Origin of the sequence: Pseudonocardia zijingensis, from assembly GCF_042657305.1 — a bacterium.
In the GTDB taxonomy this organism is placed as follows: domain Bacteria; phylum Actinomycetota; class Actinomycetes; order Mycobacteriales; family Pseudonocardiaceae; genus Pseudonocardia; species Pseudonocardia zijingensis.
This window is the reverse complement of the sequence record NZ_JBHSKO010000007.1, coordinates 142,322-155,076: the sequence shown is the minus strand read 5'-3', so window position 1 is coordinate 155,076 and position 12,755 is coordinate 142,322. Positions and strand designations below refer to the sequence as shown.

Below are 12,755 nucleotides of genomic sequence, written 5' to 3'. Positions count from 1 at the left end.
CCGGTTACCTTCAATGTGCCGGGGTGATGCCGCTGCGATCCTGATCGCGTGGGGCGATGCATGATCGTCGACGACAACGAGCGATTCCTCGCGGTCGCCCGTGATCGTCTCGTGCGCGACGGCCTGGACGTCGTCGGCACGGCCACCTCGCAGAAGGAAGCGCTCCAGCTGGCCGAGGAGCTGCACCCGGACGTCGTGCTCGTCGACATCAGTCTCGGCGCCGACAGTGGATTCGAGGTCACCCGGCGGCTCGTGGAGGACTTCCCGGCCCTGCAGGACCGGGTCGTCCTGATCTCCACCCGCGACCAGGACGACTTCGCCGACCTGATCGCGGCGAGCCCCGCTGCGGGCTTCCTGCCGAAGAACCTGCTCTCCGCGCGGGCCGTCAGCGACCTCCTGGGCTGCTAACGCCGCTCCAGGAACGTGAGCACCGCGAGCACCCGGCGGTGGTCCTCGTCGGTGTCGGGCAGGCCCAGCTTGGTCAGGATGCTGCGGACGTGCTTCTCGACGGTGCCCTCGGTGATCCACAGTCGGCGCGCGATCCCGGCGTTGGACCGGCCCTCGGCCATCAGCGACAGCACGTCGCGCTCCCGCTCGCTCACCACGGCGAGCGGGTCGTTGCGCTTGCGCGCCGAGACCAGCTCCTGCACGAGCGCGGGGTCGACGACCGAACCGCCCCGGGCGATCCGCTCGAGCGTCTCGATGAACTCCGCCACGTCGCTGACGCGGCTCTTGAGCAGGTAGCCGATGCCCCGCCCGCTGGCCAGCAGCTCCATGGCGTGGTCGACCTCCGCGTGCGCCGACAGGACGAGGATCCCCGTCTCCGGGCGGTCGCGGCGGATCTCCTTGGCGGCGTCCAGCCCCTCGGTGGTGTGCGACGGCGGCATCCGGATGTCGACGATCGCCAGGTCCGGCCGGGCCTCGTGCACCAGCTCCAGGAGCGCCGCGGCGTCCCCGGCCTGTCCCACGACCTCGAACCCGCTGCGCTCGAGCAGGCTGGCGAGCCCCTCCCGGAGCAGCACGTCGTCGTCGGCGACGACAACGCTCACCGCGGTCATGCTGCGATTATCGGTGCCTGGAGCTGCGCTGCACACACCGACGCCGTGCTGTGACCGTTTGCCGACACCTCACTCGTCCATCCGCGCCGCCGCCGCCGGCGCGGCGTGTTGCTCCCGTCGCGCGACGGCCCAGGTCAGCGCCGCGGCGACGAAACAGGCTGCCGCGCCGAGCGCCAGGCCGGCGCGGCCGCCGAGGTGCTGGCTGACGTAGCCCGCGATCGGCCCGCCGATAGGGGTCGAGCCCAGGAACGCCACCGTCCAGAGCGCCATGACACGGCCGCGCATGTGGGGTGCGGAGGACAGCTGGAGGGTGCTGTTGCCGGTGGACTGGAACGCGACGCTCGCGGCGCCCACGAGAGCCATGCCGATCAGAGCGAGGACCAGGGTGGGGGCGAGGGCGGTGGCCAGCATCGCGAGGCCGAACGCACCCGCGGTCGCGGCGAGCGACACCAGGCCCGTGCGGCCCCACGCGGCCATGCAGAGGCCGCCGACGACGGCGCCGACACCCATCGCGGCCGTCAGGAAGCCGTAGGTGCTGGCGTCGCCGGCGAAGGTCTCGCTCGCGAAGATCGGCAGCACCACCGAGAACTCGAAGGCGAGGCAGCCGACGAGCGCCATCGTCAGCAGCGGCACCGCGATCGCGGGGGTGCGCCGGACGTAGGCGAAGCCTTCGCGCAGCTGGCCGGGGGCGCGGGGCGTCGGTGCGGAGCGGATGAGTGCGGTGAGGTCGAGCCGCAGCAACGACACGATGACCGCGCCGAAGCTCGCCGCGTTGACCAGGAAGCAGATGGCCATGCCGCCGGTGGCGATCACGATGCCCGCGAGCGCGGGGCCGACCGCGCGGGCCACGTTCGCGAGCACCGAGTTCAGGCTCACCGCGTTGCGCAGGTTCGCGGGGCCGACCAGCTCCAGCACGAACGTCTGGCGGGCGGGGTTCTCGAGGCTGGTGACCGAGCCGAGCACGAAGGCGAGCACGTAGACGTGCCACAGCTGCACCGTGCCGGTGGCGGTGAGGAGACCGAGCGCAAGGGCCTGGGTGCCCATCAGCATGTGCAGGCCGATCATCAGCCTGCGCCGGTCGATGCGGTCGACGACCACACCCGCGTACGGTCCGAACAGCAGGATCGGCAGGGTCTGGAGGGCCACGACGAGGCCGACGGCGGTGGCCGATCCGGTGAGCTGCAGCACGAGCCAGGACTGGGCGATCGTCTGCATCCAGGTGCCGGCCAGCGAGACGGCCTGGCCACTGATGAACCGGCGGTAGTTGGGGGTGGCGAGTGATGCGAACGTCTGGCGACGCAGTGCGTCGAGGGGGGCGAGCGCGCGCTCGCCGATCAACGTCATGGGACCTCCGTATAGTTGCCTGCCAATAAGCAACTATACGCCGTCTCGCGCGCGATCAGCGCCGAACAGGCCCCGTACTCCCACGCACGACCAGGTGTGTGGCAAGTTCCACGCGCGGCGGCGGGCCCGGCGACGCGTCGTCCGCGTCGAGCAGGATCCGCACCGCCTCGGCCGCCATCCGCGTCAGCGGCTGGCGCACCGTGGTGAGCGGCGGCGTGGCCAGCGCGCTGAACGTGACGTCGTCGAACCCGACGACGCTGAGGTCCTCCGGGATGCGCAGCCCCCGCGCCGCCGCCTCGTGGAACACCCCGAACGCTTGCATGTCGGACCCCGCGAAGATCGCCGTGGGCGGGTCGGGCGCGTCGAGCACGGCGCGGGCGCCGGCCAGGCCCCCGCTGGTGGTGAATTCTGTGAACCGCACCAGTCGCTCGTCCACCGCGATGTCCGCCCGGCCCAGCGCGGCGCGGTAGCCCTCCACCCGTTCCTGGCTGCACGCCAGCTGCGGCGGCCCCGAGAGCGCGGCGATCCTGCGGTGGCCGAGGGAGACGAGGTGCTCGACCGCGGACAGCCCGCCCGCCCAGTTCGTGGCCCCGACCGTGGGGAACGACGGGTCGCTGCCGCCGACGGGATCGAGCAGCACGACCGGGGTGTGCAGGGCCCTGAGCTGCTCGACCGCCTCCGGGGCTGCCTCGCTCACCACCAGCACCAGCCCGTCGGACCGGCGGCTGGCCAGCCGGTCGAGCCACCGCCGGTCGCCCGCAGGCGCTCCCTCCGCGGAGGTGAGGACGATCTGGCTGCCGACCTTGCGCGCCTCGGACTCCGCGCCGCGCAACACGTCGACGACCCACGGGGAGTCGAGGCCGGGCACCACCATGTCGATCAGGCCGACCGGGCGCTGGGCTCCGGCCGCACGTCGCTGGTAGCCGCGGTCGACCATGATCTGTTGCACGCGTTTGCGCGTGGTCTCCGAGACATCGGCCCTGCCGTTGAGGACCTTCGAGACGGTGGGCACCGACACGCCGGCGGAAGCGGCGATCTCGGCGATCGTCACGCGGCGGCTGGGCATCACGGTCCTCCCCGGCGAACTCGCTGCGCGGCTTGACGGGTGGCGACGCCGAACTTACCGTCGTCGCGCACGCCCGCAAGTGTCGGAAACTTTCGAGGACGCTACCATGAGCACAGACGTGACACCCCGCGCATCGACGCGGGTCGCCGAGCTCGTCGCCGGGATGAGCCTCGAGGAGAAGCTCGCCCAGCTCGTGGCCCTGTGGGAAGGACGCGGCGGAACCGGGGAGGGCGGCGACGTCGCCCCCATGCAGGACGCCATGCAGGCCGCCGAAACCGCGTTCGAAACATTCGCCGCCAACGGACTCGGGCAGCTCACCCGGCCGTTCGGCACGGCCCCCGTCGAACCCGTGGACGGGGCGCGGAAGCTCGCCGCCCGCCAGCGCTGGCTCGTCGAGCACACCCGCCTCGGCATCCCCGCGCTCGTCCACGAGGAGTGCCTCACCGGCCTCGCCGCCTGGAAGGCGACGACCTTCCCCGCCCCGCTCTCCTGGGGCGCCAGCTTCGACCCGGAGCTCATCGAGGAGATGGGTGCCGCGATCGGTGCGTCCATGCGCAGCCTCGGTGTGCACCAGGGCCTCGCCCCCGTCCTGGACGTCGTGCGCGACGCCCGCTGGGGGCGCGTCGAGGAATGCATCTCCGAGGACCCGTACGTCGTCGGCACGATCGGCACCGCGTACGTGCGGGGCGTGCAGTCCACCGGCGTCGTCGCCACCCTCAAGCACTTCGTCGGCTACTCGAACTCCCGGGCCGGGCGCAACCTCGCCCCCGTGCACGCCGGCCCGCGCGAGGTGGCCGACGTCCTCCTGCCGCCGTTCGAGATGGCCGTCCTCGACGGCGGCGTCGACTCGGTCATGAACTCCTATGCCGAGATCGACGGCCTGCCGGTCGCCGCCGATGCCGCACTGCTCACCGGCGTGCTGCGGAGCCGGTGGGGGTTCACCGGCACCGTCGTGGCCGACTACTTCTCCGTCGCGTTCCTGCACACCCTGCACAAGGTGGCCGGCGACCTGGGCGCCGCGGCAGCCCAGGCCCTCGCCGCCGGCATCGACGTGGAGCTGCCGACCGGCAACGCCTTCCTGGAGCCGCTGGCGGAGCAGGTCCGATCCGGTGCGCTGCCCGAGGCCCTCGTCGACCGCGCCCTGGAGCGGGTGCTGAACCAGAAGGCGCGGCTGGGCCTGCTCGACCGGCAGCCGGAGGACTACGCCGACGTCGACGCGGCCGCCATCGACCTCGACCCACCCGCCCACCGGGCCATCGCGGCCCGGCTGGCCGAGGAGTCGGTGGTGCTGCTGTCGAACGACGGCACCCTGCCGCTCGCCTCCCCGGACCGGGTGGCCGTCGTCGGGCCGAACGCCGACGACACCGCGGCGCTCTTCGGCTGCTACAGCTTCCTCAACCACGTGCTCTCCCTGCACGACGGCGTCGAACCGGGCCTGGAGATCGCAAGCGTCCTCGACGCGCTGCGCGCCGAGCTGCCGGACGCCACGATCACCCACGCTGCCGGCGCCGACGTCGACACGGACGACACCAGCCGCATCGCCGAGGCGGTCGCGGCCGCGCGGGCCGCCCAGCTGTGCGTGGCAGTCGTCGGCGACCGGGCGGGCCTCTTCGGCCGCGGCACCTCCGGCGAGGGCTGCGACGCCGACTCGCTCGAGCTGCCCGGTGTGCAGCGGCAGCTCGTCGAGGCGCTGCTGGAGACCGGCACGCCCATCGTCCTGGTGCTGCTCACCGGCCGGCCCTACGCCGTCGGCTGGGCGCTCGAGCGCTGCGCCGCCGTCGTGCAGGCGTTCTTCCCCGGGCAGGAAGGGGCGGGCGCTGTGGCAGGCGTGCTCTCCGGGCGGATCAACCCGTCGGGCCGGTTGCCGGTGAGCATGCCGCCGTCGGTGGGGGCCCAGCCCTACAGCTACCTGCACCCGACGCTCGGCGGCGCAAGCTCGGTCAGCAACCTCGACACCGCCCCCGTCCGGCCCTTCGGGCACGGGCTCTCCTACACGACGTTCACCCACTCCGACCTGCGGATCGCGGCATCCCAGGTGCCCACCGACGGCGCGATCGTGGCGAGCTGCCGGGTGACGAACACCGGCGACCGTGCCGGCGCCGACGTCGTGCAGCTCTACGCCGCCGACGTCGTGGCCTCCGTGACCCGGCCTGTGGTGCAACTGCTCGGCTACGCCCGCGTGCACCTCGAGCCTGGTGAGACTGCCGAGGTGCGGCTGGACGTGCCCACGCAGCGACTGGCCTTCAGCGACCGGCGCATGGTCCGCGTGGTCGAGCCGGGATCGGTGCGCCTCTTCGTGGGCCGCAGCTGCGCCGAGCCCGTGCTCACCGGCGAGGTCGAGCTCACCGGCCCGGTGCACGAGATCACCGGCGCGGACCGCAGGGTGGTGGCGGTGGAGATCACCCGCTGACCGACTGCGACCCGCCGCGGGGCCGGCCCGCCCGCTTTCCGCGTGGGCGGCGCCGTGCCGCGGGCGGGTGCCCGGGCGGTGCCGGCGCGGTGGTGCGGTGGGTGTGGCCGGTGGGTGTGGTGACCTGCACGGTGTGGCGTGGCCCGGGCACCGGCCGGGCCTGCCAGCCTGGTGCCTGCCGGGCGTGGTTGCACTGGACGCAGAGCCCGTTGCCGTTGGCCTCGGAGGTGGCGCCGTCCTCGTGGTGGGGACGGGCGTGGTCGATGTGGCGGATGAGCGCGCTGCACCAGGGGGTGCGGCAGTACTGGTCGCGGACCTCGATGAACCTGGCGAGCCCGGCCGGGAAGCGCTGGCGGGTGGATTCCATCGCGACCAGGCGACCGGTGTCCGGGGTGGCGTAGAGGCGGCGCAGCCACGCCGTCTCGCCCTCGGCGGCCGCGACCGCGAGGCGGCGGGCCATGTCGGCGGGGATCGGGCCATGGCCGACCAGGTGCGCGGGTTCGTCGTCGGCGCCGAGGAGCGCGCCGTCGGTCATCAAGAGCTGGACCTCCACCGGCACGGCGCTCGCGAATGCCTGCCCGGTGACCCGCTCGACGAGCGTGTCGGCCATCAGCTGCCCCCGGGTGCGGCCGTCGCCGGCGGCGATCGCGGTGTCGGCGGCCTTGCACAGGGCGGCGTACACGGCCACCCCGCGCGCCACGGGGAGCAACGCGGTGATGTGGGACATCGTGTGGGGTGCGGGCCTGCTGGTGACCCGTCGTTCGGACTCGGCCTGGCTGCGTCGTTTGGTGACGGCGATCGGGTCGAGCCGATAGGCCTCTTTCAGGATTTCTGCGACCAGCCGGCGGTCGCCCCACCCGTCGAGCAATGAGGGGTCGGTGCACAGTCGGGTGTCGATGAGCCGGCGGTGTTCGCGGGAGAGGCACACCGTTTCGCGCACCAGCAGGGTGGCCTGCCATTCCGAGATGGTGCCCCGTTCGAGGGCGGCGAGGGTGTGTGGCATGTCGTCTATCAGGGTGCGGGCCAGCCCGAGGTGTCTGCTGCCCCGGTAGGGGGACTCCTGTCGGGCCATCGCGATCTGCGCGGCCACGCCACGGCCTTGCCTGCGGGCCGGTATCCCGGCTGCTTGGTGCGCGGCTCGTACCGAGGTGTGCAGGTCGGCGGTGGTGCGGGCTTGTGCGGCGGCCGCAGCGGCCTTGAGGTGTTCGAGGGCTCGGATCAGGTCGATCCGCTCGGCATCGCTCACGTCCCGCTGCAGCGCGGCGAGTCGGTCGATCCACTCGGAGATGGCAGCCGTATCGGCGCTGGTGGCCGCGGCAGGATCCGATTCCGACATGCGACGGACTTTATTCGAACACGTGTTCGATCAGTAGGTCTGAACGGGTGATCCGCACCGTTAACTATTGTGAACGATTTCGCCAGAATGGCGATCAGAAACGGCCGCCGCCGCCCCGCCGACCCCGGCTCGCCGAGCCGCCGAAGCTGCCGGGCGAGAATCCGCCACCGCCCCGTCGATGCCCGCGGTACCCGCCCGTGGCCCCGGCGAGGATCCCGCCGAGGACGAGCCCGGCGAGGTCGGCGCCCGTGCTCGTGGTCGGCCCGGGGCGCGACCACCGCGCCACGTCCGCCCGGGCCAGGCGCAGCGCCTCCTGCGCGAGGGCGTCGGCCTGCCGCGCCTCCCGCAGCCCGGCCACCGGGTCCGGCGACCCGGCCCGGTCCAGGTGGCGGCTCGCCTCCGCGAGCCGGGTGCGCGCCTGGGCGCCCACCGCGCCCCGCCGCGTGGCCACGAAATCCTCGGCCGCGGCGATGCTCGACCGCGCCGTGAGCACGGCCTGCTCGAGCGCGGCGGCGGCCTTCCGCCGCCGGTCGGCAGCGGCGCGGGCGTCGGCGATGCCCCGGTCGAGGGCGCTGCCGGCCTCGTCGAGCAGCCGCAGCGCGGCGATCGGGTCCGGGGTGGGTCCGCCCGCCGCCTCGTCGGCCGCGGCGAGCGCCGCCGACGCGCGTGCGACCACGGGACCGATCTCCTCACCGGGCAACGCGCGCGCCTCGGCGAGGTCCAGCTCCACCTCCGCGCGGGCCGCCGGGATCCGGCCTGCGGCGTCGGTGAGCTCGGCCTCGCGGCGCCCGATGCCGTCGAGCAGGGTCTCGGCCTGTGTGATCGCGTCCTCCGCCGCGCGGCCCGCCACGACCGCGGCTGCGGTGCCGCTGCCGGCGGACAGCGCCTCCTGCGCCTCGACCAGCTCGGCCTCGGCCCCCGTCAGCAGTTCCCGTGCCTGCTCCAGGTCGCCGTCCACCGGTTCGAGCGCGGTGGCGGCGTACCGGGACCGCAATGCCGCCCACGCGGCGTCGGCGGCGGGCAGCCGCCCGCGGACGCCGTCGAGCCGGGTGCGCAGCTCACCGACGTACTCCGGCGCCCTGGCCTCGAGGCCCCGCAGGGCGTCGAACGCCTCGACCTGTTCGTCGAGCCGGTCGTCGGCCGCTGTGGCGATGCGGATGATCTCCGCGTGCAATGCCCGGGCGGCGCGTTCGTCCTCGGGCTGGTCGTCGTCGAGCTGCTGGCGCAGCGCGAACGCGCGCAGCATGTCGGCGCGCGCCTGCTCCAGCGCGGCCGCGAAACCCGCCACGGCCTCGTCGCCGAAGTGGGCGCGCGCCGCGGTGAGCTCCTGCTCGGAGGTGCGCACGGCGTCGTCGACCTCGATCAGCGCGGCGCTGGCGCGGTAGGCCAGGTCCTCGTTCGAGACGCCGGGGAAGTCGTCGGGCGCGACGTCGCCGGCCGGAGGTTCCTCCGTGGCGCGCCGCCGCCTGCGGTGCATGACGTAGGCACCTGCCCCCACGACCGCGGCACCCCCGGCCAGCGCCAGTCCGAGCCCGAGCCCGCCGCTGCCGCCGGAGCGCAACCCGTCGGCCATGGCGATCGCGGCACCCGCCCACGCCTGCGCCGACAGCCGCGGCTCGACGTCCTCGGTGCGGACCGCGTCCACCCGCGACTCGTCGATCGGGAAGTCGTCGGAGATCGACACCCCGTAGGCGCGGTCGCGGACGGCGACGGCGAGCAGCGCGTCCTCCTCGCCGAGCTGCGAACGCTGCGCGGTCTCGTCGGCCCATTCCTGCCCGCCCGCGCCGTCGAAGGACTCGACGAAGACCACGAAGAGGTCCACGCCGGTCTCGGCGCGCAGGCGTTCGATCGCGTCCTGGACCTCCGCGACGTCCTCGGGTGCGAGCACCCCGGCCCGGTCGGTGACGCGGTCGTCGAGCCGCAGCGGTGGCTCGGCCCCGGCCGTGCCGCCGGCCAGCACGAGCGCTGCGACCACCACGATCAGAACGGACAACCTGCGCAGGGCGCCCTCTGCGATCGACACGGGCCCATCATCTCGCCTCGGTCCCCGGTGCGGTCCACCAGCGCCGGATTGGCCGTCGGCGGTGGTGGCCGCGACGCGCAGGATGGCATCGTGGCCGTCGTCGATCTCCGCCCGCTCCCCGTCACCCGCAACCCCGGCCGCCGGGTGCCCCAGCTGCTCTGCGGGCTCGTGCTCTACGCACTGAGCATGGCGATGCAGATCCGCAGCGGCCTCGGCCTGAACCCGTGGGACGTGCTGCACGAGGGGCTCACCCGGCAGACGCCGCTCAGCTTCGGCGTTACCACCGGGATCACCGGTGTGATCGTGCTCCTGCTGTGGATCCCGTTGCGCCAGCGGCCCGGCATCGGCACGGTCGCGAACGTCGTCGTGATCGCGGCGACGATCGATGTCGCGCTCGCCGTGCTGCCGGAGCCGGGCGCGTTGGTCGCCCGGATCGCGCTGCTGGTGGGCGGGGTCGTGCTGAACGGCGTGGCGACCGCGGCGTACGTGGGTGCGCGGCTCGGGCCGGGCCCACGCGACGGTCTGATGACCGGGCTGTCGGCGCGCACCGGGCGTTCCGTGCGGCTGGTGCGCACCTGCATCGAGGTGGCCGTGCTGGCGGGCGGGTGGCTGCTCGGGGGCACGGTCGGGGTGGGCACCGTGCTCTACGCGCTGGCGATCGGCCCGCTCACCCAGCTGTTCCTGCCCTTCCTCGCCGTGCGCACCCGCCGCTGACTCAGGCCGCGACGGCCGCGGGCTCCGGCTCGGCGTCGATCAGCCGCCAGGGGCGGACGAGCAGCACGAGCACCGTCAGCGACAGCACCAGCCCGCTCGCGATCGTCGTGCTCATGGCCACGGCGTTGTTGCCCAGCACACCGACGAGCGGCGAGATCACGGCGCCGACGCCGAACTGGGTGGCGCCGAGCAGGGCGGCGGCCGTGCCGGCGGTCTCGCCGTGGCGGGAGAGCGCGACGGCGGGCGCGTTGGGCAGGCCGAAGCCGACGGAGAGCAGCACCATCCACAGCGGCACGAGCACGCCGAACAGCCCGCCCGCGCCCGATGCGGCGACGGCGACGAGCAGGAGGCTCGCCGTCGCGGCCACGGCGATCGCGCTCAGCAGCAGCTGGCGGGGTTCGAAGCGGCGCAGGAGGACCGGGTTGAGCTGGCTGGCGAGGATCAGCCAGATCGCGCCGCTGGAGAACGCGAGGCCGAACTGCTGCTGGTTGAGCCCGAACTCCTCCTGGAACACGAAGGAGGCGCCCGACACGTAGCTCATCACGGCCGACATCGCGAGGCCCGCCACCAGGATCAGGCCGACGAACGTGCGGTCGCGCAGCAGGCCGCGGTAGGTGCGCAGGGTGCCGACGACCCCGGACGTGACGCGGCGGTGCGGGGGGAGGGTCTCCGGGAGCGCACGGGCCGCGACGGGCAGCAGGATCAGGCTGTAGAGCGCGAGCACGGCGAAGACACCGCGCCACGAGGTGAAGGCGAGGATCTGCGCGCCGAGGGTCGGCGCGAGGACCGGTGCGGCCCCCATCACGAGGATCAATCGCGACAGCAGCGTGGCGGCGGCGCGGCCGGTGTAGAGGTCGCGGACGATCGCCATCGCCGTGACGGCGCCCGCCGCGGCGCCGAGGCCCTGCAGGACCCGCAGCACCCCGAGCACGGCCACGTCGGGCGCCACGATGCACAGCAGGGAGGCGACCACGTGCACGGCAGCGCCGGCGATGAGCGGCCGCCTGCGGCCGAACCGGTCGCCGAGCGGGCCGATCACGAGCTGGCCGAGGCCGAGACCGAGCAGGGTGCCGGTGAGCGTCAGCTGGACGTTGGCCGAGGTGGTGAGCAGTTCCCCGGTGATCGTGGGGAGTGCCGGCAGGTAGAGGTCGATGGTCAGCGGGCCGAGCGCCGTGAACGAACCGAGGATCAGGACGAGCCGGAGGCGATCCCAGCGGGAGCCCGGAACGGCAGGGGCCACACGGCCGGCAGTCAGCGTCACTGATCGATCAAGAAGAATCGCCGCGGCGACATTCCGGATCACCCGATTGTGTGGGGCAGGACACTGGGTTTCGTGCTGATCTCCGAGCTGACGACCCCCGCCCTGCTCGTCGAACGCGACGTTCTCGACGCCAACCTCGCCACGATGAGCGCGACGCTGCCCGGCCCGCGGCTGCGCCCGCACGTCAAGGCGCACAAGACCAGCGCGCTCGCCCGGCGGCAGGCGGGGCACGGGCACACCGGCTTCACGTGCGCGACGGTCCGCGAGTGCGAGGTGATGGCGGCAACGGGGCTCGGTGCCGACCTCCTGCTCGCCAACGAGGTGCTCGACACGCGCCGCCTCGGTGCGCTCGTGGCGGACGGGGCGCGGGTGACGGTGGCCGTCGACTCGGCGGAGACCGTGGCCGCTGCCGCCGCGGGTGGCGTCCGCGAGGTGCTGGTGGACGTGAACGTGGGGCAGAACCGGTGCGGGTGCGCGCCCGAGAACGCCGGCGCGCTGGCCCGGGCGGCGCGCGCCGCCGGCCTGCACGTCCGCGGCGTGATGGGCTACGAGGGCCACCTCGTGCTCGTGCCCGACGCGGCCGAGCGGGCCCGCCGGACGGGTGGGGCGATGGAGCTGCTCCTGCGCGCTGCCGCCGACGTGGGCGGCGACGTGATCAGCGCGGGCGGCACCGGCACCCACCTCGACAACACGTGGGCCACGGAGATCCAGGCCGGGTCGTACGCGTTGATGGACACCGCCTACGGGGCGCTCGGCCACCCGTTCGGTCAGGCTCTCTCCGTGCTCGGCACCGTGATCTCGGTGGCACCGGATCGCGCCGTGGCGGACGTCGGGCTCAAGGCGCTCGGCATGGACCACGGTCTGCCGACCATCGAGGGTGCCCACGTGCGGGCCTGCTCCGACGAGCACACGACGTTCGTGCCCCGGGAGCCCGTCCACGTGGGCGGGCGGGTGCGGGTGCTCCCCGCCCACGTGGACCCGACCGTCGCCCTGCACGAGCGGATGCACCTCGTGGACGGTGACACCGTGCTGGAGACCTGGCCGGTGGACATGCGCGGCTGGTGAGCCGGGTCGGTCCTCAGCCCGTGAGGTCGGCGGAGAGCCAGCGCTGCGGCCGAACGTGGTAGACGACCTGCTCGCCGTGCTCGGCCAGGGCGAACTCGAGGTAGGACTCGACCTGCTCGGGCGGCATGTACCGGACCGTCATCGCGCGCACGTCCTCGGCGGTGCCCGGTCGGGTGTGCACGACCGGGCCCTCGACCGACACGTAACGGACCCGGGCCGCGGCCTCGTCGATCATCAGGGAGACGCGGCCCGCCTCGTCGATGAGCTGCGCCTTGCGCGAGCCGACCGACGTGTGGAACCAGATGTCGCCGCCGGGCTCGTAGGCGTACCAGATCGGCACCACCAGCGGGGCACGCTCCGGGCCCGCGGCGACCGACAGCGCCGCGACGTGCGGCTCGGCGAGGAACTCCTGGCGTTCGTGCTCGGGCATCGGCATGCGGCGCAGGGTAGGAGCGTGGTCTGACAACGTACGGTGCAC

General features: G+C 73.7%; 11 protein-coding genes. 4 read left to right on the top strand and 7 right to left on the bottom strand.

All coding sequences use genetic code 11. The features are described 5' to 3' along the window. The first annotated feature begins 60 nt into the window (after window positions 1-60). On the top strand, window positions 61-408 hold the full coding sequence (locus ACFPL3_RS16735; protein WP_343939332.1) for a response regulator: 348 nt from the start codon (window positions 61-63) through the stop codon (window positions 406-408). Here the strand turns inward: ACFPL3_RS16735 and ACFPL3_RS16730 are convergent. The 3 genes from ACFPL3_RS16730 to ACFPL3_RS16720 form a co-directional block, all read right to left on the bottom strand. Further along, window positions 405-1,058 carry a response regulator transcription factor gene (locus ACFPL3_RS16730; RefSeq protein WP_343939330.1) on the bottom strand — a complete coding sequence of 218 codons (654 nt, stop codon included), beginning with the start codon at window positions 1,056-1,058 and terminating at the stop codon, window positions 405-407. The two genes, ACFPL3_RS16735 and ACFPL3_RS16730, sit on opposite strands and share 4 nt — an antisense overlap. 69 nt (window positions 1,059-1,127) lie before the next feature. Continuing rightward, complete coding sequence (locus tag ACFPL3_RS16725) at window positions 1,128-2,402, bottom strand: MFS transporter (RefSeq protein WP_343939329.1); 1,275 nt, start codon at window positions 2,400-2,402, stop codon at window positions 1,128-1,130. Window positions 2,403-2,457: 55 nt separating this feature from the next. Then, entirely contained in the window at window positions 2,458-3,468 is a 1,011-nt protein-coding gene (locus ACFPL3_RS16720) for a LacI family DNA-binding transcriptional regulator (protein WP_343939327.1), read from the bottom strand. 106 nt (window positions 3,469-3,574) lie between these two features. Between ACFPL3_RS16720 and ACFPL3_RS16715 the strand changes: the two genes are divergently transcribed. Continuing rightward, window positions 3,575-5,878 (top strand): beta-xylosidase/alpha-l-arabinosidase, encoded by a 2,304-nt coding sequence (locus ACFPL3_RS16715; protein ID WP_343939325.1) that lies wholly within the window; start codon window positions 3,575-3,577, stop codon window positions 5,876-5,878. Here the strand turns inward: ACFPL3_RS16715 and ACFPL3_RS16710 are convergent. Further along, window positions 5,868-7,214: a DUF222 domain-containing protein gene (locus ACFPL3_RS16710; protein ID WP_343939323.1), complete on the bottom strand. Its 1,347-nt coding sequence runs from the start codon at window positions 7,212-7,214 to the stop codon at window positions 5,868-5,870. The two genes, ACFPL3_RS16715 and ACFPL3_RS16710, sit on opposite strands and share 11 nt — an antisense overlap. A gap of 94 nt (window positions 7,215-7,308) precedes the next feature. Next, on the bottom strand, window positions 7,309-9,237 hold the full coding sequence (locus ACFPL3_RS16705; RefSeq protein WP_379589276.1) for a TPM domain-containing protein: 1,929 nt from the start codon (window positions 9,235-9,237) through the stop codon (window positions 7,309-7,311). 87 nt (window positions 9,238-9,324) lie between these two features. Between ACFPL3_RS16705 and yczE the strand changes: the two genes are divergently transcribed. Further along, window positions 9,325-9,951, top strand: a complete 627-nt coding sequence (gene yczE, locus ACFPL3_RS16700) for a membrane protein YczE (RefSeq protein ID WP_343943953.1) — start codon at window positions 9,325-9,327, stop codon at window positions 9,949-9,951. Window position 9,952: 1 nt separating this feature from the next. Here yczE and ACFPL3_RS16695 read toward each other — a convergent pair whose 3' ends face one another. After that, complete coding sequence (locus ACFPL3_RS16695; RefSeq protein ID WP_379589274.1) at window positions 9,953-11,212, bottom strand: multidrug effflux MFS transporter; 1,260 nt, start codon at window positions 11,210-11,212, stop codon at window positions 9,953-9,955. A 72-nt stretch (window positions 11,213-11,284) separates the two neighbouring features. Between ACFPL3_RS16695 and ACFPL3_RS16690 the strand changes: the two genes are divergently transcribed. After that, window positions 11,285-12,277 (top strand): alanine racemase, encoded by a 993-nt coding sequence (locus tag ACFPL3_RS16690; protein ID WP_343943950.1) that lies wholly within the window; start codon window positions 11,285-11,287, stop codon window positions 12,275-12,277. A 13-nt stretch (window positions 12,278-12,290) separates the two neighbouring features. On the opposite strand, the gene ACFPL3_RS16685 is transcribed toward ACFPL3_RS16690, so the two are convergent. After that, window positions 12,291-12,713: a pyridoxamine 5'-phosphate oxidase family protein gene (locus tag ACFPL3_RS16685; RefSeq protein ID WP_343943949.1), complete on the bottom strand. Its 423-nt coding sequence runs from the start codon at window positions 12,711-12,713 to the stop codon at window positions 12,291-12,293. Between the last annotated feature and the right edge of the window lie 42 nt (window positions 12,714-12,755).